Origin of the sequence: Marinobacter lacisalsi, from assembly GCF_042651045.1 — a bacterium.
Lineage (GTDB): Bacteria > Pseudomonadota > Gammaproteobacteria > Pseudomonadales > Oleiphilaceae > Marinobacter > Marinobacter lacisalsi.
In genome coordinates this window covers 87,011-107,736 of record NZ_JBHSDI010000001.1, presented here as the reverse complement: position 1 = coordinate 107,736, position 20,726 = coordinate 87,011, and the positions used below count along the sequence as shown (strand labels likewise).

The 20,726-nt window shown below is 58.8% G+C and carries 21 protein-coding genes; 12 read left to right on the top strand and 9 right to left on the bottom strand.

The annotated features are described in order from the left end of the window. Positions 1 to 74 precede the first annotated feature (74 nt). Both ACFOZ5_RS00485 and ACFOZ5_RS00480 read left to right on the top strand, forming a co-directional pair. The gene (locus ACFOZ5_RS00485; RefSeq protein WP_379884678.1) at positions 75 to 1,130 is read left to right on the top strand and encodes a type IV toxin-antitoxin system AbiEi family antitoxin; all 1,056 of its coding nucleotides are present in this window, start codon (positions 75 to 77) and stop codon (positions 1,128 to 1,130) included. Further along, positions 1,096 to 1,947: a nucleotidyl transferase AbiEii/AbiGii toxin family protein gene (locus ACFOZ5_RS00480; RefSeq protein WP_379884676.1), complete on the top strand. Its 852-nt coding sequence runs from the start codon at positions 1,096 to 1,098 to the stop codon at positions 1,945 to 1,947. The genes ACFOZ5_RS00485 and ACFOZ5_RS00480 overlap by 35 nt, the downstream gene beginning before the upstream one ends. A gap of 301 nt (positions 1,948 to 2,248) precedes the next feature. Here the strand turns inward: ACFOZ5_RS00480 and ACFOZ5_RS00475 are convergent, their stop codons facing one another. The 3 genes from ACFOZ5_RS00475 to ACFOZ5_RS00465 all read right to left on the bottom strand — a co-directional run bounded on the left by ACFOZ5_RS00475 (position 2,249) and on the right by ACFOZ5_RS00465 (position 4,660). After that, on the bottom strand, positions 2,249 to 3,481 hold the full coding sequence (locus tag ACFOZ5_RS00475; RefSeq protein WP_379884674.1) for a permease: 1,233 nt from the start codon (positions 3,479 to 3,481) through the stop codon (positions 2,249 to 2,251). Between the two features lie 132 nt (positions 3,482 to 3,613). Further along, positions 3,614 to 3,841 (bottom strand): hypothetical protein, encoded by a 228-nt coding sequence (locus ACFOZ5_RS00470; protein WP_379884672.1) that lies wholly within the window; start codon positions 3,839 to 3,841, stop codon positions 3,614 to 3,616. Between the two features lie 327 nt (positions 3,842 to 4,168). Continuing rightward, positions 4,169 to 4,660 (bottom strand): hypothetical protein, encoded by a 492-nt coding sequence (locus ACFOZ5_RS00465; RefSeq protein WP_379884670.1) that lies wholly within the window; start codon positions 4,658 to 4,660, stop codon positions 4,169 to 4,171. Positions 4,661 to 5,226: 566 nt separating this feature from the next. Here ACFOZ5_RS00465 and katG point away from each other — a divergent pair. Together katG and ACFOZ5_RS00455 are read left to right on the top strand one after the other, a co-directional pair. After that, entirely contained in the window at positions 5,227 to 7,407 is a 2,181-nt protein-coding gene (gene katG / locus ACFOZ5_RS00460) for a catalase/peroxidase HPI (RefSeq protein ID WP_379885410.1), read from the top strand. Positions 7,408 to 7,745: 338 nt separating this feature from the next. After that, positions 7,746 to 8,561: a poly(ethylene terephthalate) hydrolase family protein gene (locus tag ACFOZ5_RS00455; RefSeq protein WP_379884668.1), complete on the top strand. Its 816-nt coding sequence runs from the start codon at positions 7,746 to 7,748 to the stop codon at positions 8,559 to 8,561. Between the two features lie 61 nt (positions 8,562 to 8,622). On the opposite strand, the gene ACFOZ5_RS00450 is transcribed toward ACFOZ5_RS00455, so the two are convergent. The 3 genes from ACFOZ5_RS00450 to ACFOZ5_RS00440 form a co-directional block, all read right to left on the bottom strand. Continuing rightward, a complete protein-coding gene (locus ACFOZ5_RS00450; protein ID WP_379884666.1) occupies positions 8,623 to 9,933 on the bottom strand; it encodes an NAD(P)/FAD-dependent oxidoreductase in 1,311 nt (436 codons plus the stop codon). Positions 9,934 to 10,076: 143 nt separating this feature from the next. Further along, positions 10,077 to 11,753 (bottom strand): dihydroxy-acid dehydratase, encoded by a 1,677-nt coding sequence (gene ilvD, locus ACFOZ5_RS00445; protein WP_379884664.1) that lies wholly within the window; start codon positions 11,751 to 11,753, stop codon positions 10,077 to 10,079. Positions 11,754 to 11,786: 33 nt separating this feature from the next. Beyond that, entirely contained in the window at positions 11,787 to 12,398 is a 612-nt protein-coding gene (locus tag ACFOZ5_RS00440) for a TetR/AcrR family transcriptional regulator (protein ID WP_379884661.1), read from the bottom strand. A 107-nt stretch (positions 12,399 to 12,505) separates the two neighbouring features. Between ACFOZ5_RS00440 and ACFOZ5_RS00435 the strand changes: the two genes are divergently transcribed. From ACFOZ5_RS00435 to ACFOZ5_RS00425, 3 genes are all read left to right on the top strand, one after another. Then, entirely contained in the window at positions 12,506 to 13,060 is a 555-nt protein-coding gene (locus tag ACFOZ5_RS00435) for a carboxymuconolactone decarboxylase family protein (protein ID WP_379884659.1), read from the top strand. A 107-nt stretch (positions 13,061 to 13,167) separates the two neighbouring features. Continuing rightward, the gene (locus ACFOZ5_RS00430) at positions 13,168 to 13,845 is read left to right on the top strand and encodes a TVP38/TMEM64 family protein (RefSeq protein ID WP_379884657.1); all 678 of its coding nucleotides are present in this window, start codon (positions 13,168 to 13,170) and stop codon (positions 13,843 to 13,845) included. Between the two features lie 68 nt (positions 13,846 to 13,913). Beyond that, positions 13,914 to 14,537, top strand: coding sequence for a YbhB/YbcL family Raf kinase inhibitor-like protein (locus ACFOZ5_RS00425; RefSeq protein ID WP_379884655.1), 624 nt, complete (start codon positions 13,914 to 13,916; stop codon positions 14,535 to 14,537). 103 nt (positions 14,538 to 14,640) lie between these two features. Here ACFOZ5_RS00425 and ACFOZ5_RS00420 read toward each other — a convergent pair whose 3' ends face one another. The 3 genes from ACFOZ5_RS00420 to ACFOZ5_RS00410 form a co-directional block, all read right to left on the bottom strand. Then, on the bottom strand, positions 14,641 to 14,886 hold the full coding sequence (locus ACFOZ5_RS00420) for an anti-sigma factor family protein (RefSeq protein ID WP_379884653.1): 246 nt from the start codon (positions 14,884 to 14,886) through the stop codon (positions 14,641 to 14,643). Beyond that, positions 14,880 to 15,497: an RNA polymerase sigma factor gene (locus ACFOZ5_RS00415; RefSeq protein WP_379884651.1), complete on the bottom strand. Its 618-nt coding sequence runs from the start codon at positions 15,495 to 15,497 to the stop codon at positions 14,880 to 14,882. Before ACFOZ5_RS00415 ends, ACFOZ5_RS00420 begins: the two co-directional genes overlap by 7 nt. A 195-nt stretch (positions 15,498 to 15,692) precedes the next feature. Continuing rightward, positions 15,693 to 15,977 carry a hypothetical protein gene (locus ACFOZ5_RS00410; RefSeq protein ID WP_379884649.1) on the bottom strand — a complete coding sequence of 95 codons (285 nt, stop codon included), beginning with the start codon at positions 15,975 to 15,977 and terminating at the stop codon, positions 15,693 to 15,695. Positions 15,978 to 16,191: 214 nt separating this feature from the next. Here ACFOZ5_RS00410 and ACFOZ5_RS00405 point away from each other — a divergent pair, with 214 nt between their 5' ends. From ACFOZ5_RS00405 to ACFOZ5_RS00385, 5 genes are all read left to right on the top strand, one after another. Beyond that, on the top strand, positions 16,192 to 16,944 hold the full coding sequence (locus ACFOZ5_RS00405) for a YiiX/YebB-like N1pC/P60 family cysteine hydrolase (protein WP_379884647.1): 753 nt from the start codon (positions 16,192 to 16,194) through the stop codon (positions 16,942 to 16,944). Positions 16,945 to 17,223: 279 nt separating this feature from the next. Continuing rightward, positions 17,224 to 18,399 carry an ADP-ribosylglycohydrolase family protein gene (locus ACFOZ5_RS00400; RefSeq protein ID WP_379884645.1) on the top strand — a complete coding sequence of 392 codons (1,176 nt, stop codon included), beginning with the start codon at positions 17,224 to 17,226 and terminating at the stop codon, positions 18,397 to 18,399. 69 nt (positions 18,400 to 18,468) lie between these two features. Beyond that, positions 18,469 to 19,224: an amino acid ABC transporter substrate-binding protein gene (locus tag ACFOZ5_RS00395; RefSeq protein WP_379884643.1), complete on the top strand. Its 756-nt coding sequence runs from the start codon at positions 18,469 to 18,471 to the stop codon at positions 19,222 to 19,224. A gap of 25 nt (positions 19,225 to 19,249) precedes the next feature. Further along, positions 19,250 to 19,924 carry an amino acid ABC transporter permease gene (locus ACFOZ5_RS00390; protein WP_379884641.1) on the top strand — a complete coding sequence of 225 codons (675 nt, stop codon included), beginning with the start codon at positions 19,250 to 19,252 and terminating at the stop codon, positions 19,922 to 19,924. After that, the gene (locus ACFOZ5_RS00385) at positions 19,921 to 20,667 is read left to right on the top strand and encodes an amino acid ABC transporter ATP-binding protein (protein WP_379884639.1); all 747 of its coding nucleotides are present in this window, start codon (positions 19,921 to 19,923) and stop codon (positions 20,665 to 20,667) included. The genes ACFOZ5_RS00390 and ACFOZ5_RS00385 overlap by 4 nt, the downstream gene beginning before the upstream one ends. Positions 20,668 to 20,726 lie beyond the last annotated feature (59 nt).

Here is a 20,726-nt window from a genome sequence, read left to right as displayed (position 1 = left end):
CTGTTGTTCATTTAAAAGCCTTGTTCATTAATAATGAACAGTGCTATTTTGTGAACATAATGTTTGGAGAGGCTATGAAACCATCAATCAACGAGCGCGAATTTCTAAGCCAGGCAATCCGCGTGTTCCAGCAAGAGACAGGTTTAGAGTTACACCCTACTGTCGAGAGTGATGTGATGCCCTACTCTGATGGCTTCATTCTTGAACTGGGCGATACGGGTATCCAGTACAGCGTGGAGCTGAAGCGCTGGGCGCAGCAGGCGAATATAGGCACTATAGTCGCTCAGCTACGACGAATGCCGCCGCCCGCACTGCTCGTCGCTGATTACGTAAACCCGAATATGGCAGACCGTCTTCGAGAAGCCGGCGCACAGTTCATTGACGCTGCCGGCAATGCCTACCTGAACGAAAAGACCTTCTTCGTCTTTGTAAAAGGTAATCGCAAAACGCCTGTCCATGCATCACAAAGGAAAACTTCCCGAGCCTTCAATTCATCTGGGTTAAAGCTGATTTTCAGTTTTCTAAAGGACCCTCATCTGGTCGGTGAAACCTACCGAAGAATGGCAGAAGTCAGCGGTGTTTCCCTTGGTGCCATAGGCTGGGTTCTGAATGACCTGAAAGACAAGGGTTATGTCCGAGAACATGGAAAGAAGGGCGCAAGGTCACTTGAGAACCCTATGGGACTGCTTGATCGCTGGGCCGAGTCTTACCCGGAAAAACTGCTGCCCGAGTTGGACATGGGGCTATTTCAGGCAACCTCTGCGATGCCGTGGAAGAACATCCGGCCGGAGCTTTTGGGTGGGTGTTGGGGCGGGGAAGTTGCCGTCTCCCGACTGGGCAACTATCTGTCGCCTGCTCAGGGGACCATTTATCTGCCCCGAGGAGAACTGAAAAACTTGGTAATGGAGTATAGGCTTCGTAAAAGCCCGGACAACTCACCCAATACGTCCGAGACATTGCAGATCAACGAGAAATTCTGGCTCGATGATTCACTCACCGTAAACCAGACTCCTGGGATTGCCCCAGATATTCTTGTTTATGCTGACCTCCTGATGAACGGCGACCCTCGTAATCTGGAAGCAGCGGAGCGGCTTTATGCCCAGATTAAAAATCGAATCCAAGAATATTGATCCGATTCAATTGGACACCTACGGAGCCATCAAGCGTGTTGCCGTGAATCAGGATGTGCCATTCATCATTGTCGGTGCCTCCGCCCGTGATCTGGTAATGCATCACGCCTATGGAGCACCCATTCAGCGGGCAACAATGGATATCGATCTTGCAGTCCAGGTCCCGGATTGGACTGATTTTGAAAGCATCCGCGGCAGTCTGATTGGTAAAGGTTATACCAAAACCGATCGCCCTCATCGTTTGCGCGGCCTGAACGGCGCACCGATCGATATTCTTCCTTTTGGAGCTGTTGAAAGTGACGATTCAACGATCCAATGGCCTCCGTCCGGCGACGTGCACATGAGCGTGGTCGGTTTTCAGGATGCACTGGATAATGCCGACTGGTTGACGATAACAGCAGAGCCAGAGCTGGAATTGCCTGTCGCCAGCCCCGAGGGGTTGGCCCTTCTGAAACTGGTGGCCTGGTCCGAAAGAGATGCGCAAACAAGACGCAAAGACGCGGCCGATATCGCTTATCTGGCATCCAACTATGAAAATATTCCCGGACAGATGGGCCGGCTTTTCGAACAGCATGAAAGCATCCTCGAAGTCTACGGCTGGGATACGAGACTTGCGGGCGCTCAGTTGCTCGGCAAGGAAACGGCACAGATTGCCAGCGAATCAACGATGAAAGTCCTGCGACGCTTGCTCAATAAGGATCTGATTGCCAACCTCACACGGGATTCGGGCAATGCGTGCGGCGATGCCACCGAAGAAATCGTGTCAGCGTTTGTTGGTGGACTTTTTGGCTCAGAGGTAACGAATGTACAGAATTGACTCAGAAGCCAACCGCATAACACCACTGGCGGTAAAACGCTTCTCAGAACTCAAAATCTTCGAGCGAAATCACTTGCAGGAAGGGCTCGAAAACGCTCCCGAAAAGCCTTCGGCGAAGAGCCGGTCCAAAGGACCACATCCGGAAACATTTTGTCGAAGCCATATCGGACGGAATCATAGTCTCTCCCGGCGCCGCCGGCGGACGTGCTGAAAGCGTAAAACGCTACGAGTACTGATTTACTCTGTGGCCGCCAGGTTGCAGCTGATGGTTGCGCCACGCTCGACCATCAGCTGGACCATGTCACAACAGGGGCACGATGACGCCCCCTGCCAGCCAGATCAGGGCGATCACCACCAGCACCCGCAATACCTTGTCGGTCATTGAGGCACCCCCATGATCGTGGTCGTGCCCGTGGTCATGGGAGTGCTGCTTCTGGCCCTGACGCCAGAACCAGATCAGCGCGGCCGTGATGGTCAGGAAGATGATGTTCAGTACGCTCTGGTAATTCCATTTGAAAAATTCCCGGTCGCTCATTGACGTCTGGCCACCGAAATCCGGTAGCAGGCCAAGTAGCGCCAGGCTGTAATGCATGATCAGCGACGCACTGACGATGCCCACCAGCATCAGCGCGAGGATATAGAGGGCCATTTTCCAGCCATAGTAGGAGGCGTTGATCCTGAGGATCGGCAGCACCACCAGGTCGGAAAAGATAAAGGCCATAACGCCGGCAAAGCTCACACCCTGGGCAAACAGCACCGCCGCCAGGGGGATGTTACCCATCGAGCCGATAAAGGTGAAAAAGGCCGCCAGCGGACCGACCAGGGTTTGTGCCAGTACCGCGAGAAATCCCGGGTTGGCGGCATTTTCGCCGCCGGAGCCGATAAACAATGCCTCGAAGAAACTCTGGGGCACCATGGCAGAGATGATGCCGGCGACCGTAAAGCCGATCAGTACATCCTTCCAGACCATCTGCCATTCCATGATGTAGGTCTGGCCTATCTGCTGCCAGCCTTCCCTGCTGGTGATTTTCTCTTTCCAGGTCCTGTCGTCGCTGTTGTCATCCGCGTCGCCATCATCCATTTTGCGGCGGGCCTGGGCTTCCAGCCGGCGCGGGCGGGTAATGCGTATCAGCAGCCAGGTAATCAGGATCAGCAGGATACCGCCAACATACTCCCCGACCACGAACTGCCAGCCCAGGAACACGGCGATCACCATGCCCAGTTCGATGACCAGATTGGTGGAGGCCAGCATAAACGCCAGGGATGGCGCCAGACCGGCGCCCTTGTTGAAAATTGCCCGGGTGGAGGCCAGGGCCGAGAAGCTGCAGGAGCTGGAGATAAACCCAAAAAAGGTCCCCAGGGCGATACTGCGTGGGCCATCCGTACCCATGGCCTGCTGCATTTTCCTGCGGGTAACCAGAACCTGGATCAGGCTGCTGATGATATAGCCGAGAACAAACGCCCAGAGTGCCATCCAGAAAAAGCCGAGACTGGTGGTGGCCGCCTCATTCCAGAGAGTCAGAAAGTTACTCAAATCATTTCTCCTGTCTGGTTTATAAGCGTCGGATTAACTATCTCTCCTCACTATAGCTTTGCCGTAAAGGTGGGAGCACCCAAGCAGATTAACTGGAGGCTCTTTTCTCCGTTCGAGACGGATCTGGCCCCGTTATGCGTCCTTATCCTTGATGCGGTTGTTTGGCCAATCCGCGAACGCGATGAAGTAGAGCAGAAACAGGTTGATCATGGGGATCAGTATCAGGATGCCCATCCAGCCCGGGTAACCAATCCGCTGGCAGATACGCCAGACTGGCACTACCACGACGATGGCCATGACCAGCAACCATAACCAATGACCTGCCCATATGGAGTTACTGAACATGTAGCCATGCATCATGGCAATACCCTCCGGTTCGGGGTTGAATGTTTATTTTTTCATGGGTGGAACTTTGGAACAGCAGAAGGGCCCGTGCCTGGCGTTTGCCCGGACATTGTCGTCGGTGAACCGGTACCACGCCAGTTTCCGGCGAAGCAGAAACTGCACCTGGCTTGTCGCTTTGTGAGCTTGCATGGTGATGTACCTTTCAGCCTGCTGCTTTGGCACCATCACAGCATGCCAAGCTGAATTGCGACTGAAAAAGCACGGGCTCCGTCGATGCTCTGCAGATGAATTGATTCGCATCAATTCATCTGCCCCCGGTCAACGGGTGCTTATGACTCAGCGCTAGCGCTGCTGCCTACGATCCATATGCTGCAGCATCTGCTCCATCATGAGCTGCATCTGGTCCATGCGACGCTCCATCATTTCCATGCGCTGCTCATAATTCATATCACCAGTCCCGGCGCGACTTCCCTGGGAGTTACCCGACTGCTTCTGGCGCTGGTTGTTCATCATGCCCTGGCCGTCGCCCATCATGCCCTGACCGTTACCCATCATTCCCTGACGTCCCATCATGCCACCGCGCATCATGTCCATGTGTTGCCGCATGGACTGCATGTGCTGATCCCTCAGTCGTTCGCGTTGGTCGCCGGGGTTGGTATTGTGCATTTGCTGCATCATTTCCTGCATCTGGGACATGTTTTCATGCATCTGCTGCATTTGTTCCTGATTCATCATGCCACCCCGGGGCATCTGACCGGCATTGCCCTGGGCAAATCCCAGCATAGGGGTGGAGACGAGAAGCGAACACGCGATCAAACGGGTCAATCTGTTCATGGGATCCTCCTGAGAATCTGTATTGTCTGTATTGAATGACATCGCCCTCAGTAAAGACCATAAAACTGAATCCAGGCTGAAAAAGTGTCGGATTAAGGGGGAAATATGGGTCATCTTTGACCTGAGTCATCCGTTGCTGAGTGTGGATGCTTGGTCGATAAGACGGTTCTGGAGACAGGTTCCGGATGCTCATCTGTGGCATTCGCCCAGACCAGCCTGCCATTTCAGGGTGCACTCGTCCCATTGAACTTCCCTATCGTGATTTTTCAAAAGTTACATTGGCTATCAACCGGCATGGAGTAGTCCCATGGGCGTCGCGGGCGGCCATTGCCAGTCTCCCGTCCATTCCTGATGTGTGGCCTTCGGTTGTTGAGCGCTGTCCCGAAGGTCGCCCCGCACTGGATCAACAAGCTGTCAACGTGCGCACGGCGAGAGGTTGGTTCGGGTGGAAGTGAGTTGTCTCCGGTTGTCCTGATCCACGTCCCACCATCGGGCCTGATCAAACCACGACAAATCAAAAAGAGAGCGCTTATATGACAAGGAAACCTGTATCGGCCGCCATCCTGGTGGCCCTGGTGTCGTCCCTTCCCGTGCATGGCCAGCAAGATGGCCCCGACAACGCCTATTGGTGGCCCAACCGCCTGAGCCTGGAACCCCTGCGACAGAATGCAGCCACCTATGACCCCATGGGCGACGAGTTCGACTATGCCGAGGCCTACGAGCAACTCGACATGGCTGCCCTCAAGCAGGACCTGAAAACCCTGATGACCACCTCCCAGGACTGGTGGCCCGCCGACTTCGGGCATTACGGTCCGTTCTTCATTCGCATGTCCTGGCACGCGGCCGGCACCTACCGGGTGGTTGACGGTCGTGGTGGTGCCGATGGCGGCATGCAGCGTTTCGCGCCCCTGAACAGCTGGCCGGACAATGCCAACCTGGACAAGGCCCGCCGCCTGCTGTGGCCCATTAAGGAAAAATACGGTCGCAGCATTTCCTGGGCCGACCTGATGGTATTGGCCGGTACCGTGGCCATGGAGGACATGGGCTTCGAGACCCTCGGTTTTGCCGGTGGCCGGGAAGACGCCTGGTACCCGGAGGATGTCTACTGGGGCCCCGAGGGTGAGTGGCTGGGCGGTGATCGCTATGACGAGGCAGCGGACAGACTGGAGAAACCCCTGGGGGCGACCCAGATGGGGCTGATCTATGTGAACCCGGAGGGCCCGGGGGGCAAGCCGGACCCGCTGGCCGCCGCAAAGGCTATCCGCACGGCCTTCGGTCGCATGGCCATGAATGATGAGGAAACCGCAGCGTTGATTGCCGGCGGGCATACCTTCGGCAAGGCCCATGGTGCCCACAAGGCATCCGACTGTATCGGCCCTGAACCGGAAGCCGCCGGGGTCGAGGCCCAGGGCCTGGGCTGGAACAATACCTGCGGCAGTGGCAAGGGCGCCGACACGGTCACCAGCGGTCTGGAGGGTGCCTGGACGATCGACCCGGCGAGCTGGACCCACAACTACCTGCAGAATCTGTACGGCTTCGAATGGGAGCAGACCGAGAGCCCCGGTGGCGCCATTCAGTGGAAGCCCACCGATGAAAGTGCCGCCAACATGGTGCCGGATGCCCACGACGAGTCGAAACGCCATGCCCCGGTCATGTTCACCACCGACCTGGCACTGAAGGAAGACCCTGCCTACCGGAAGATCACCCAACGCTGGCTGGACAACCCGGAGGAATTCGAGGACGCCTTCGCCCGCGCCTGGTTCAAACTCACCCACCGGGATATGGGGCCACGTTCCCGATATCTGGGCGACCTGGCTCCCCGGGAGGCCATGCTCTGGCAGGACCCGCTGCCAGACGTCGACCATGAGCTGATTGATGACCAGGACATCGGGCAACTGAAAAAGGCCATTCTCGATACGGACCTGACGGTCAGTGAGCTGGTGCGTACCGCCTGGGCTTCGGCCGCTTCCTACCGCAGTACCGATATGCGCGGCGGGGCCAACGGTGCCCGCATCCGGCTGTCACCCCAGAAGGGCTGGCCGGTGAATGAACCGGACAGGCTGGCCGAGACCCTGTCGCAGCTGGAACAGGTACAGGCGGACTTCAATCGGAAACAGGCCGGTGACAAGCGGGTTTCCCTGGCGGATGTCATCGTACTGGGTGGCGCCGCTGCCATCGAGAAGGCGGCCAGTGACGCCGGCCACGACGTTACTGTGCCATTCCACCCGGGCCGTACTGACGCCACTCCGGAGCAGACCGATGTGGACTCCTTCAACCACCTGAAGGTCACTGCGGATGGCTTCCGCAACTATGTGGCGGAAGATCATTCCCGCCCCCCCGTGGCGTCGCTGGTGGAGCGTGCGGATATGCTGGACCTGACCGTGCCGGAGATGACCGCACTGGTCGGGGGCATGCGGGTGCTGGATGCCAACCACGGCAATACGGCTCATGGCGTCTTCACCGACAGGCCGGGAACCCTGAGCAACGATTTCTTCGTCAACCTGGTGGACAACTCAACCCGGTGGCGGAAATCGGCCCGGGAGGAGGGCATCTACGAGGGGCTTGACCCGGACACAGGTAAGCTGAAATGGACTGCCACCCCGGTGGACCTGGTTTTCGGGTCCAATTCCGAACTGCGGGCAGTGACCGAGATGTACGCCACCGATGAGGCCGGGGCAGAGTTTGTGGATGACTTCGTTGTCGCCTGGAGCAAGGTGATGACCCTGGACCGGTTTGATCTGCGGTAGTGTGCCCGTGCGGCGGCATCAATGATGCCGCCGTTCCTGTATCCCTCCCCTGAGCGGACACTGAAGTCTGCAGCTACAGATAATTTCCATAATATCAATCATGTACGGATTATTACGAAATGCTTCTTTATGGGCAAAGGTGATCCCTGTCGCAGCTTTGGAGTCGGCAATTCCGGTACCTTTGCGCCTGAGCATCCCGTACAGGTATCCACGGTTCTACCGAGCTGTTTTCAGATCACGGCTCCAGGCCCTGGCGGGTTGCTTACCGACGCGGCATTGATGCCAGCCGATTCCCATCGTGCCCGACCATTCAGTTCTGACGAACAGGGAAAATTGCCATGACACCAGAAACACTGAAACCCGCCATGCTGGGCAGGGCCGTAGCGGCCGCCAGCGTACTGATCTTTTCCGGTTCCGCGCTCGCCATCGGTGGTGGCGGTGGTGGCTCCGGCCCCATGGCCGAATATGCATCCAATGGCTCCCATGCCACCACCTCCGGTGCTGAAGGGCAGGCTTGCACTGTGTTCCGGCCCCGTAATGTGCCCGAAGGTGCGCCGCTGATTCTCTGGGGCAACGGCACCGGCGCCCCCACCATGAGTTATTCTCAGGGTCTGCGCCACTGGGCGTCCTGGGGCTTTGTGGTGGCGGCAGCCAACACCACTATGGCCGGCTCTGGTGAGGAAATGCTCGATTGCATCGATGCGGTTCGCAGCGCCAGCTACGGAGACAATGTCGACTTCTCCAAAGTCGGGGCGTCTGGCCATTCCCAGGGTGGCGGTGGTGCCTACTTCGCGGGACGTGATATGAAAGTTACCGCCACGGCGCCCATGCAGCCCTATCCGTTCGAATTCGGTATCGGGGCGCGTGACCCACAGAACGGGCCCATGCTGCTGATGTCCGGTGGCAATGACATGATTGCGCCCCGAACAGTTCAGAGCCGCATCTACTCGGGGGCTGAAACGCCGGTTTTCTGGGCAACCCTGGACAGCGCCAGCCACTTTGAACCGTCCTGGAGCTTTGGCGGATTCCGCGGCATCAGTACGGCCTGGTGGATGTACCAGCTCAAAGGCGACAGTGAAGCCGCCGAGCTGTTCACTGGCGCCTGTACCGCCTGCGATATGGCGGGCTGGACCATCGAGCGCAAGAACTTCTGATCAACCCTTCGAGCCGGACCGTCTGGTCCGGCTCAGCTTCCACATCACAGAAAGCGGTGCGTCAGTGCAGTTTCAACCTTGGCTGCATAGCCCGGCTGACCCGGTCCATGGCCCAGATAATGGCGGTTCGCAACGGACCGTGCAGTGCATTCTGGTGCATTCGGTACAGCGAAGCGTAGAACAGCCTGGCCACCTTACCCTCCACATACATGGAACGACCGGACAGGTTGCCCATCAGGTTGCCCACCGTGGTATAGCGGCTGAAATTGATCAGCGAGCCGTGGTCGTGATAGACGAAAGGCACCGGGTTGCCGCCGCCCTCAATACGATGCCGCAGGGTCTTGTACAGGGTATCCGCCTGCTGGTGCGCGGCCTGGGCCCTGGGCGGCACCGGCCGGTCTGAGTCCGGTTGCGGGCAGGCGGCACAGTCGCCAAAGGCAAAAACATCGGGGTCGGTAACCGACTGCAGGGTCTGTTTCACCACCACCTGGTTGCCCCGATTGGTTTCCAGATCCAGTTTTCCCAGCCATTCCGGGGCCTTGATGCCAGCGGCCCAGATGGTCATCTGCGACGGAATCTCGGTGCCATCCTTCATCACGATGTCATGCTCACGGACTTCCGCCACCGGCTGGCCGGTCAGTACCTGCACGTTCTGGCGTTCCAGCTCCCGGGTGGCGGCCAATGACAGGCGGGCGGGCAGTGCGGGCAGAATACGGTCCGCCGCCTCAATCACCGAGATCCGGATATCCTCGGGGGCGAGATGGTTCATGCCGTAGACAGGCAGTTCCCGGGAGGCGAGCCGCAACTCGGCGGCCAGTTCCACCCCGGTGGCGCCGGCCCCGATGATGGTGATTGGCAGCTGGTGATCCAGCCCTTCCCTGGCGTCATGGTTCTTGCGCAGGAAGGCATTGAGCATCAGGTTATGGAAACGGCGGGCCTGAGACAGGCTGTCCAGGAACAGGCAGTGGTCCTGGGCGCCGGGAGTGCCAAAATCATTGGCGGTGCTGCCAACGGAGATGATCAGGGTGTCGTAATGAATGTCCCGTTCCGGCACGACCTCGTTGCCGTCGTTATCCAGAAAGGGGGCAATCACAATCCGGCGGTTCTGACGGTCGAGGCTGGTCATGCGGCCCAGCTGGAACTCGTAGTGGTGCTTGCGGGCGTGGGCGCGGTAGTTGATCTCGTTGGCGTTGGCGTCCAGGGAGCCGGAGGCAACTTCATGCAGCAACGGCTTCCAGACATGGGTCAGCCCGGCGTCCACCAGGGTGATGCGGGCCTTGCCTTTACGCCCCAGCTTGTTGCCCAAACGCGTGACCAGTTCCAGGCCGCCGGCACCGCCGCCGACCACGACAATGTGGTGTTTGTTTCCCATAGCCAGATTTCCAGTAAGTGAGGACAGGCAGACGCCCTCACCAGGACGGCTGGCTCTCATCACTCAGGTTCGACAGGGGGTCGATCGGGGAGCATCGGTTATTCAGGCCCCTGTGAGCGGGGCCTGAAACAGCTCTCTACTTGTTATGGCAGGTCGGTCACGGCGCCGATAGAAGCGGAACTGACCGTACGGGCGTACTTGGCCAGTACACCCCGGGTCGAGCGGGGGGCGGGTGCCTGCCAGGCCTGGCGGCGCCGCTGCATCTCGTCGTCGGAAATGCCCAGCTCGATGGTGTTGTTGACCGCGTCGATGGTGATTGTATCACCGTTCTCGACCAATGCGATGGGGCCGCCTTCGGCCGCTTCCGGGGTGATATGCCCCACCACGAAGCCGTGGCTACCGCCGGAGAACCGGCCATCGGTGATCAGCGCCACATCACTGCCCAGACCTTTGCCCATGATGGCGGATGTCGGTGTAAGCATCTCCCGCATGCCGGGGCCGCCCTTCGGGCCTTCGTAGCGGATCACCAGCACGTCGCCGGCCACTACGGTGCCATCCATAATCCGTTCCTGGGCTTCTTCCTCGGAATGGAACACCCGCGCCTTGCCGGTAAAGTGGGTGCCTTCCTTGCCGGTAATCTTGGCCACAGCCCCGGTGGGGGACAGGTTGCCGTAGAGGATACGCAGGTGGCTGTCTTCCTTGATGGGGTTGTCGAAGGCGTGGATGATGTCCTGGCCTTCAGGGTAGGCTTCCACCTGGGCCAGGTTTTCCGCGAGGGTCCTGCCGGTGACGGTCAGGCAGTTGCCGTGGAGCAGGCCCCGCTCCAGCAACATCTTCATCAGCGGCTGGATACCGCCGATGGCCACCAGCTCCGACATCATGTAATGCCCGGAAGGCCGCAGGTCGGCCAGCACGGGTACCTGCTTGCCGATCCGTACGAAATCATCCAGGCTCAGCTCCACGCCCATGGTGCTGGCCATGCCCAGCAGGTGCAGCACGGCGTTGGTGGAGCCGCCCAGGGCAATGACCACGGTGATGGCGTTCTCGAAGGCCTCGCGGGTCATGATGTCAGAGGGCTTGATGTCCTCGTCCAGTAGTTTCAGTACCGCGGCGCCGGCGGCTTCACAGTCCGCCAGCTTGGTGTCGGACACCGCGTTCTGGGCGGAACTGCCGGGCAGGCTCATGCCCATGGCCTCGATGGCCGAAGCCATGGTGTTGGCGGTGTACATGCCGCCACAGGAGCCGGGGCCGGGAATGGCGGTCTCCTCGATCTGTTTCACTTCGATCAGGTCCATCTTGCCCTGGGCGTGGGCGCCTACCGCCTCGAACACGGAGATAATGTCGGTGTGGTTTTCGCCCGGCTGGATGGTGCCGCCGTAGACGAACACCGAGGGCCGGTTAAGGCGCGCCAGGCCCATAACGCAGCCGGGCATGTTCTTGTCGCAGCCGCCAATGGCCACCAGGCCGTCAAAGCCCTCACAACCGGCCACGGTTTCGATGGAGTCGGCGATCACTTCCCGGGACACCAGCGAGTACTTCATGCCCTCGGTACCGTTGGCAATGCCATCCGATACGGTAATGGTGTTGAAGATCAGGCTCTTGCCGCCGGCAGCGTCGGCGCCCTTGGCCGCTTCCCGGGCCAGGCCGTCAATATGCATGTTGCAGGGGGTCAGGTTGCTCCAGGTGGAGGCGACACCCACCTGGGGTTTGCGGAAATCCTCGTCGGTAAAGCCCACGGCCCTGAGCATGGCACGGCTGGCGGACTTGCCCAGGCCATCGACTACCGGGGCGGAATGGCGACGTCGCTTGTCGTCGGTCATGATCTCTCTCCTGAATTTTTTGATGCCAAGAGGTTAGTGCGTGGCGGGGTCCTGCGTAAAGGCGCTTAACGCGAAGATGACATCTTCCGTGAGGGATCTGACGGTGTCGGCATCAATATCCCGCTGGGCCAGCGAGCGCAGCCCCATGATCTGGGCCTGGACGAGCCGGGCCAGCCGTCGGCTGTCGACGCCGTCTTTCAGCTCCCCCCGCGACCGGGCCTTTTCAAAAAGCTTCGCGAGGAAGTCTTCAACAGCCTGCAGGCGCTGGTTGACCAGGGTGCGCAGTTCTTCCTGCTCTTCGGTCACTTCCAGCAGTGTTTTCACTACCAGACAGGCCCGGGCCGGTGAGTCGGGGGAGGTGATCTCGGCAGTCAGGGCGCGCAGGTAGTCAAAAATACCGTCCATGATGGTGGGCGCGTTGTCGAGGGCCTCCGCCATGGCCCCGGACATGCGGCCGGCGTAGAGATCCAGCGCTTCCCGGAACAGGCCGTCCTTGCTGCCAAAGGTGGCATAGAGGCTGCCTGGGCGCATGTCCAGGGCCTTCTCGATGTGCTTCATGGACGTGCCGCTGTAGCCGCGTTCCCAGAACAGGCGTACGGCGTCTTCCAGGGCCTTGTCCCGGTCAAACTTGGCGATTCTTGGCATGGAACAACGTTACCGTTCAGGATTTGTACGAATTATAACTTGAGTGACCACTCAATTACAGTTAGCCTGAGATTGAAATTGAGTAATCGCTCAAAAAGGAGGTTTTCATGACTGATTTTACGTTGCACGACATCGACTCTGCCCCGAAAGAAGCCAAGCCACTGCTTGAGGGCTCCAAAAAGAACATGGGTATGATCCCCAGCCTGCACGCGGTGATGGCTGAGGCGCCCGCGCTGCTGGAAGGCTACCAGGCGCTCCATGGCCTGTTCACCAACACCAGTTTCAATGCCAGTGAGCAGACGGTGGTCTGGCAGACCATCAACGTGGAAAACGAGTGTCACTATTGCGTTCCGGCCCACACCGGCATTGCCCACATGTTGAAAGTGCCGGAGGAGATTACGGAAGCCCTGCGTAACGAAACCGCACTGCCCGATAACAAGCTGGAAGCGCTTCGCACGTTCACCCTTGCCGTGGTACGCAAACGCGGCAATGTCAGCAAGGAGGACCTGCAGGCATTCCACGACGCCGGCTATGGTCAGCGGCAGGTGTTGGAAGTGATCCTCGGTGTGGCCCAGAAGACCATGAGCAACTACGTCAACCACATCGCCGAGACGCCCGTCGACGAACCCTTCCAGAAATTTGCCTGGAAGAAGAACGCCTGATTCTGCCAACCATGGAGTGAAACAGGGTGTCGCACCCCTCCTGGCGCGTTACGGTATAGTGACGCGCCTTTTTTGTGTTTGCGCCCGGTCGGGAGAGGAGGACCAACTTGACACCCCTGCAACGTCAGCGACTGTCGATTCGCCTATTGGCCATTACCGGCCTGGCCCTGTTGCTGGCCGGGATCTGGGGCGTACTGCAGGCTTTGGGGGCGCCGGCCTCCCTGTCGCCAGCGGGTCTGTCTGCATGGCTGCAGGGTGAAGGCGCCTGGGGGCCGTTGCTCCTGGTTCTGCTGATGGTGTTGGCAGTGGTGGTCGGGCCCATTCCCACGCTGCCTGTCAGCGCCGCCTCAGGACTGGCCTTCGGAATGCTCCCGGGCACGCTGATCGCCGTCTTTGGTGCCGCTCTGGGAGCCATGGTGGCGTTCTGGAGCAGCCGGGTGCTGGCCCGGGATTACTTCCGCCGCAGGCTCTCAGGCCACCCTGTCTTCGCTGCGGATGCGCCTCAGGCAACCCTGTTCTGGGGCGTCCTGTTCACCCGCCTGGTGCCCCTGTTCTCCTTCGCCCTGATCAGCTACGCCGCCGGGCTGACGTCGGTGACGGCCACGCGGTTTCTGCTGGCATCGGTGATCGGCATGTTGCCCATGACGTTCGTATTCGCCGGTCTGGGCCATACCCTGGAAGTGCATCCGGTGTGGACGGTGATCACGGCTGCCCTGGTGTTGCTGATCATGACGCTGATGCCCTGGTGGTGGCACCGTCGCGGGCAGTCCGGCGGGCCCCGCTGATCTGGACAAGGTTGCCACCCAACTGCTAAAACCGGGGAGTATTTTCTGACAGCCAACAGGAGCAGACCATGAAGGTTCACGTGAACGGCATTACCGAGGGCCAGCCGGTCCCCGAGAAATTTGCTTTTGGGGTCTACAGCGAAGAAGACCACATGAGTTTTGGCCCCAACCGTAACCCGGAAGTCAGCTGGGAAGGCGCGCCCGAGGGCACCAAAAGCTTTGCCGTGGTGATGTACGACCCCGACGTGCCCAGCGTGGCGGATGACGCCAACCAGGAAGGCAAGACGGTATCGAAGGACATCCCCCGGGTCGATTTCTTCCACTGGTTGCTGGTGGACATTCCCGCCACCACCCATCGCATTCCGGAAGGCGAGGACAGCGACGGTGTCAGCCCCAAGGGCAAAGAGCCGGGCCCCGGGCCCATTGGTATCCGCGGGGTCAACAACTTCACCCAGTTCCTGGCCGGCAATCCGGACATGGCCGGTACCTACGGTGGTTACGACGGTCCCTGCCCGCCCTGGAATGACGAGCTGGTGCACCACTATCACTACGAAGTCTACGCCCTTGATGTCGAAACCCTGGGCCTGGACGGCGAGTTCGATGGTGACGCTGTGCGCAAGGCCATGGACGGGCATGTTCTGGCCAGTGATCGGGTGACGGCGACCTACACCCTGAATCCGGATCTTCGGTAGGTTTTCATCCACCCCCAGCGGTAACGTCCGTGCTCTTCCGGTGTCCGTGAGTCACACTGACTGCTCAGCGCGTGAAGAGCCGGACGCCTTTCCTGCCTGACGATTATCGTTCGCCACGCTTCCTCAGGGTGGCGGCCACAGCCTCGTCCAGGTGCCGCGCGTAGTCTTCATCAATGCGGTAATCGGAATGCCCCTGCATCAGCCGAACGCTCTCCCGAAGGTTGCCGATGAACGATCGACAGTGTCGACACATCAACAGGTGCATTTTGACGGAAAGGGTATCGGCTGCTCCGAGCTCCCCATCAATGTAGTCACTGCCAATCCTGGCCAGATCTCGACACATCAGCATTCGCCGGTCTCCTGGAAGTCTTCCACCATCAGGTAGATTTTCTGACGGGCACGGTGCACCAGTACCCTCAGATTAGACGCACTGATATCCAGAATGTTACACACATCGTCCGCTTTATGCTGATGGGCTTCATACAGCATCACGGCAGAACGCTGCTGTTCCGGAAGGGCGGACAGGTGCTTGTCGAGGCAGTCGCTGAGGGCCTCGTTTTCCATCAGGGATTCGGCATGTTCCTCGAATCGGAGTTTGGGTGGTGTGGCCCAGCGCCCGCCGGACTGGAACCGGTCGGCGATACCGGGCTCCAGTTCCTCGCCGAATTCACTGGATACCTCCCTGTTGACGGTACGCAAACGGTTCTTGCAGCGGTTGGCAACAATGCGGTGCAGCCAGGTTTTCAGCCCGGACCGGCCCTCGAACTTCTGGATAGCCTCCACGACATTGATCCAGGTGTCCTGGACCACATCTTCGGCGCTGGAGCGATCGAGGTAATAGCGGGCCACAGCTAGCATGCCGGGTGAGTAGGTCCTGACGGCCTGGTGGAAGGCCCTCTGATCGCCGGCCTTCAGGGCCGAGACCAGGTCGCTTTCGTCGATGCTCTGTGCTGTTTGCATGTCCATAGTCCGTTGGGTTTCCCGATATACAAGCAAGCGTTCCCTGCCGGTATGACGGGTGTTTTCTCGTCTGGTTCCCGTTTAATTGAACAGGTGCTCAAATTGTAGCACAGCATTAACAGTCTGCCGTTTACCACGAAAAAGCCCCATTCCGGGGAATGGGGCCTGTGAGGTTTCGACGTTTCAGGTCAGGTTTCAGATGCGGGAGTTGCCCTCGTCATCGTACAGGTCGGAGATGTTGATATCCGCCGGTGCTGCATTCTGCGGGCTGAGGCTTTCCTCGGCAGTCTCCGTGTCCTTGCCCCGCTCACCTGCCTGCTCTTTCGCTTTCTCTTCTTTGACGAGCGTTTGCTCCTGGCTGGTCTGCTCGAGTACCTGTTCCATCCACTTCTGCTGGGCGTGGCCAACGGAAGCTGTGGCGGTCATTGCCAGACCGGTGAGGATGGCGGCGAACTTTGTGGATGTGATGATACGGCTCATGGTGTCTTCTCCTTTCGGCGTTTTTGCCGTCTCTCTATGAGTTCGGATAATAGACACCCTGAAGGCGCTAATTGTTACTGACGGGAAGATGAGATAATTTGTTGAAGTTGTTCAGAAAAAATCGCGTTTCCAGCTGTAATTAACGGCCCTTTGCTGTGTCTGTGAGCGGTAGTGCATCTGCTATTGCTGAAAACCAAAAACAAGAGTCCGACCCATGTTTAACTGGCTATCCAGGGCCCTCGCCCGCTACCTGACCAAAAGCGTGATGACGGCCACCGTCAGCACGTCAACCTGGGAAGCGCTGGTAGCAACCATCCGGCCAGGCGATGTCCTCCTGGTGGAAGGGGACACCCGTATAAGTATGGCCATCAAATACCTGACCCAGTCCACCTGGTCCCATGCCGCCTTGTATCTGGGGGATGGTGCCGGGCTGGGGCGTAGCGATAGTGGTGAGTCAAACACTCTGGTGGAAGCCGATCTGGAAGAGGGTATCCGTGCCATTCCCCTGTCCTTCTATCGGCATTGCCATACCCGCATCTGTCGCCCGGTGGATCTGGGGCCTGAGGCGCTTGAGACATTGTCGCTGTATTCCCGCGAACGCCTGGGCCACCAATATGATCTGAAGAACATCGTGGACCTGGCTCGTTATCTTTTCCCCACGCCCCCGGTACCTGCCCGCTATCGCCGTAGAATGCTTGCCCTGGGAAGTGGTGACCCTACCCAGGCGATCTGTTCATCCTTTATCGCCCAGGGCTTTCAACGTATCCGCTACCCCATTCTCCCGGAGGTGATCGCCATTCCTTCAGATGATCCGCGGTGCCGGGAGTGTGAGCGGGAGTTTTACCGAATTCGCCACCACTCGCTGTTTGTGCCCAGGGACTTTGATGCCTCGCCTTATTTCGAAATCATAAAGCCCACCATTGCGCAGGGGTTCGACTACCGGGCACTTGAGTGGTTGAGGCCCTGATGTCGGCGCAAAGGGAAGAGGGTGGCGTTAGAGCCGTGACAAACAGCAAGGCTCAGTTAAGCGAAACGAACCCTATTCTGGATCGGGTCCTCAGGAGCTCCTTCGGCGATGATGGGGCACTGTTTGATAGTCTGTCCTCTATAAACACAGCCGGGTGATTCTTGTTACAAAAAGACGGCAGAACTCTGTAACAAGCCAGCGTGATGAGTGTCCCCCGTTATCGGTAAGCCATGAATCACGAATAGTCGTAAAGACACACTTTCTGCACAGGAGATTTCCATGAACCGGAACACGTCAGCTGGTATGGCTCCCCGACTCATCAACGCGCTTGCCGGGGGCTGGGTTGCCGATGCCGCCAGTCTTGGCCTGCACTGGTTGTATGACAGTCAGCGTATCCTTGAAGTTGGTGGTCAGTCTCCCGAGTTCCTGCCGCCGAAAGCAGACTATTTCAAAGGCGGGTTCGGGTACTTTGCCCATGAAGGCAAACAGTCCGGAGATATCAGCCACTATGGCGCTGCCACCGGAGTCATGACCGACAGCCTTCTGGCCAGTGAGGGCAGGCTGGATATCCGCGATTACCAGCGGCGCTTCCGGGCGTTCTTCGGCCCCGGTGGCCAGTGGCAGGGTTATATCGACAACCCTACCAGGGTGACCCTCGATAACCTGAACACCATTGAGCAGAAGGCCATCGATCAGGGCCTGTCGGGTGTTTCCGCCGAGCTGACCGATAAACAGAAGCGGATACTGGTGCAGAAGGTTTTACCCTACACCCGTCGACTGAGCGGCGATCAACTGGCGGAGCCGGTTCGCCGGGCCATCAGCCTGACTTACCAGGAATCGGGGATACAGGAAGCAGGGGTTCACCTTGCCGAAACCATCGACCAACACCTGCTACCGGAAAGCGGTGCCGACGACATGCAACTGCCTGTGGTATCGAAACTGCCGCCACTGGTCGCCTGCTACTGGGGCAGCGGCAGGCTGTTGGAGATTACCGAAGCCGCCGTGCGGGTGACCAATCACAATGACGAAGCGGTGGCCTGGGCAAAATGCGCCGCGACGCTTCTGGACCAGCTTTTCCAGGGCAAACCCCTGGCGGCGGCCCTGGAATCTGCCAAAGCCAGGGCGCCGGACCAGGAAAACCTGGACAACGCCCGATCCGGTTCATCGCTGGATGCGGTCAAGGCGGGCGACACCTTCGGTCGCACCTGCTATCTCCATGAAGCCATGCCGGTGATCTTTCACATCCTCAACCATGCCGACAGTTATGCCGACGCGGTCCGCGCCAACATCCATTGCGGCGGCGATTCCTGTGGCCGGGCCTGGATCATCGGGCCGGCCATGGCCGCACTGCATGGCGTGGGCGGCGAGCGTGGCATTCCGCTCAGCTGGTTGGCGCGGGTAACCGGTGCCCCTGATATCCTCACCGATATCGAGAGGCTGGTTAACCGCCAATGACAGGCAGGATTGCCCAATTTTCAGCCACGACTATGCTTCAGGTAGGATCCACGCCGGGAGGAGGTTGTTATGAAAACCCTGTTGATCAACACGTTATTGACGCTGGCTCTGCTCGCAAGCGCCCCATTGCTTGCGCAGGAGGACCCACTGAGAGTCGGAATGTCCGGCCAGTATTTCCCGTTCACCTTTGTGGAGCAAGATGAACTCAAGGGTTTCGACGTTGATGTCATGAACGCCATTGGCGAGGAGATGGGACGTGACATCCAGTACGAAACCGCCAATTTCTCCGGCCTGTTTGGCATGCTGGAATCCGGACGTATCGACACCGTTGCCAACCAGATCACCATCACTGAAGAGCGGCAGGAGGCATATATTTTCAGTGATCCCTTCGTCTATGACGGTGCCCAGGTGGTGACCAAAAAGGGCAATACTGACGTTGAAGGGGTGGAAGACCTCAAGGGGAAAACCGTTGCCGTGAACCTGGGCTCCAATTTCGAGGACCTGCTGCAGGAATTGCCCTACGCGGACCAGATCGACATCAAGACCTACGATAGCAACATAGAGCGGGACACCGCCCTGGGCCGAGTCGATGCCTTCGTGATGGACCGGGTCAGTGCCAGTCAGATCATCAAGGAGAAGCCTCTGCCTCTGGAGCTGGCCGGCCCTACCTTCTCGCAGATCACCAACGCTTACCCGTTCCGCGATACTGAAGCGGGCAGGGCCCTGCGTGAGGAGGTCAACGAGGCCCTGGCGGCCCTGCGTGACGATGGTACCCTGGCGACCATTTCAGAGAAATGGTTTGGCACCGATATCACCCGGCCCTGAGGGGCATACCAAGGCCTGATTCCCTATGGACGTGTTGAACGTCGATTACATGCTGGGGCTGGTACCTGTCCTGCTCAGGTACCTGCCCCTGACCCTGCAACTGGCTGGCATCGGGATGGTGCTGGCACTGATTCTTGCCTGCCTGTTTGCCGTCATCCGGGTACTTCGCATTCCGGTGCTCAACCAGCTGACCATCGTGTTCATTTCGTTCTTCAGGGGCACACCGCTGCTGGTGCAACTGTTCCTGTTCTACTACGGGTTGCCGCAACTGGTCAGTGCGCTAACAGTGATAGACGGCATTACCGCAACCATCATGGGCCTGACCATGCACTTCTCCGCCTATATGGCCGAATCAATCCGTGCCGCCATTGTGGGTGTTGATCGCAGCCAGACTGAAGCCGCCCTGTCGATCGGCATGACCAACGGCCAGATGATGCGGCGGATCGTCCTTCCCCAGGCCACGCGGGTGGCGTTGCCCACGCTGATGAACTATTTCATCGACATGATCAAGGCGACCTCTCTCGCATTCACCCTGGGGGTCACGGAACTGATGGGTGCCACCCAGAAAGAGGCTTCCGGCAGCTTCCTGTACTTTGAGGCGTTCATTGTGGCCGCCATCATGTACTGGATCGTGGTCGAGCTGCTGTCCAAGCTTCAACACTACCTGGAAATCCGCCTGAACAAGGCCTATAGCCGATGATCAAACTGGAATCACTGAGCAAACATTTCGGCGAGACCGTAGTCCTCAATGGCATCGACCTTACCATTGAGAAGGGCGAAATCGTGGTGATTATCGGCCCTTCGGGAACCGGAAAATCCACCCTGCTGCGCTGCCTCAATTTCCTCGAGCAACCCACCGACGGCACCATGACGGTGGGCGACCTCACTGTGGATGTGAAGCGGCCAAGCCGGTCGGATATCCTCTCCATGCGGCGGCGAACCGCCTTCGTATTCCAGAACTATGCGCTGTTTGCCAACAAGACGGCGTTGCAGAACATCGCCGAGCGTCTGCTGGTGGTGGATAAATGGCCCAAAGAAAAGGCCTACGGAAAGGCGCGCGAGATTCTCGACCAGATCGGACTGGGCGAAAAAGCCGACGCCTATCCCGCGTCCATGTCCGGCGGCCAGCAGCAGCGGGTTGGTATCGGTCGGGCCATGGCGGCCGGGGCTGAGGTTATCCTGTTTGATGAGCCCACGTCGTCGCTGGATCCGGAGTGGGTGGAGGAAGTTCTGGGGCTGATGAAACAGCTGGCGTCAGAACGACAGACCATGATGGTGGTCACCCATGAAATGTCCTTCGCCAGGGACGTAGCCGACCGGGTGATCTTTATCGACGGCGGCCGCATTGTGGAGCAGGGGCCTCCCAGTGAGATCTTCTATAACCCGCAGGATCCGCGAACGAAGGATTTTCTGAAGAAGATCCTTGCCACCAACCCGGTCTGAAAGGCCGGGAGTGGGTGCCGGGTTCCCCGGAACGGGCGGATATCCCGCTCGAAGGTCCA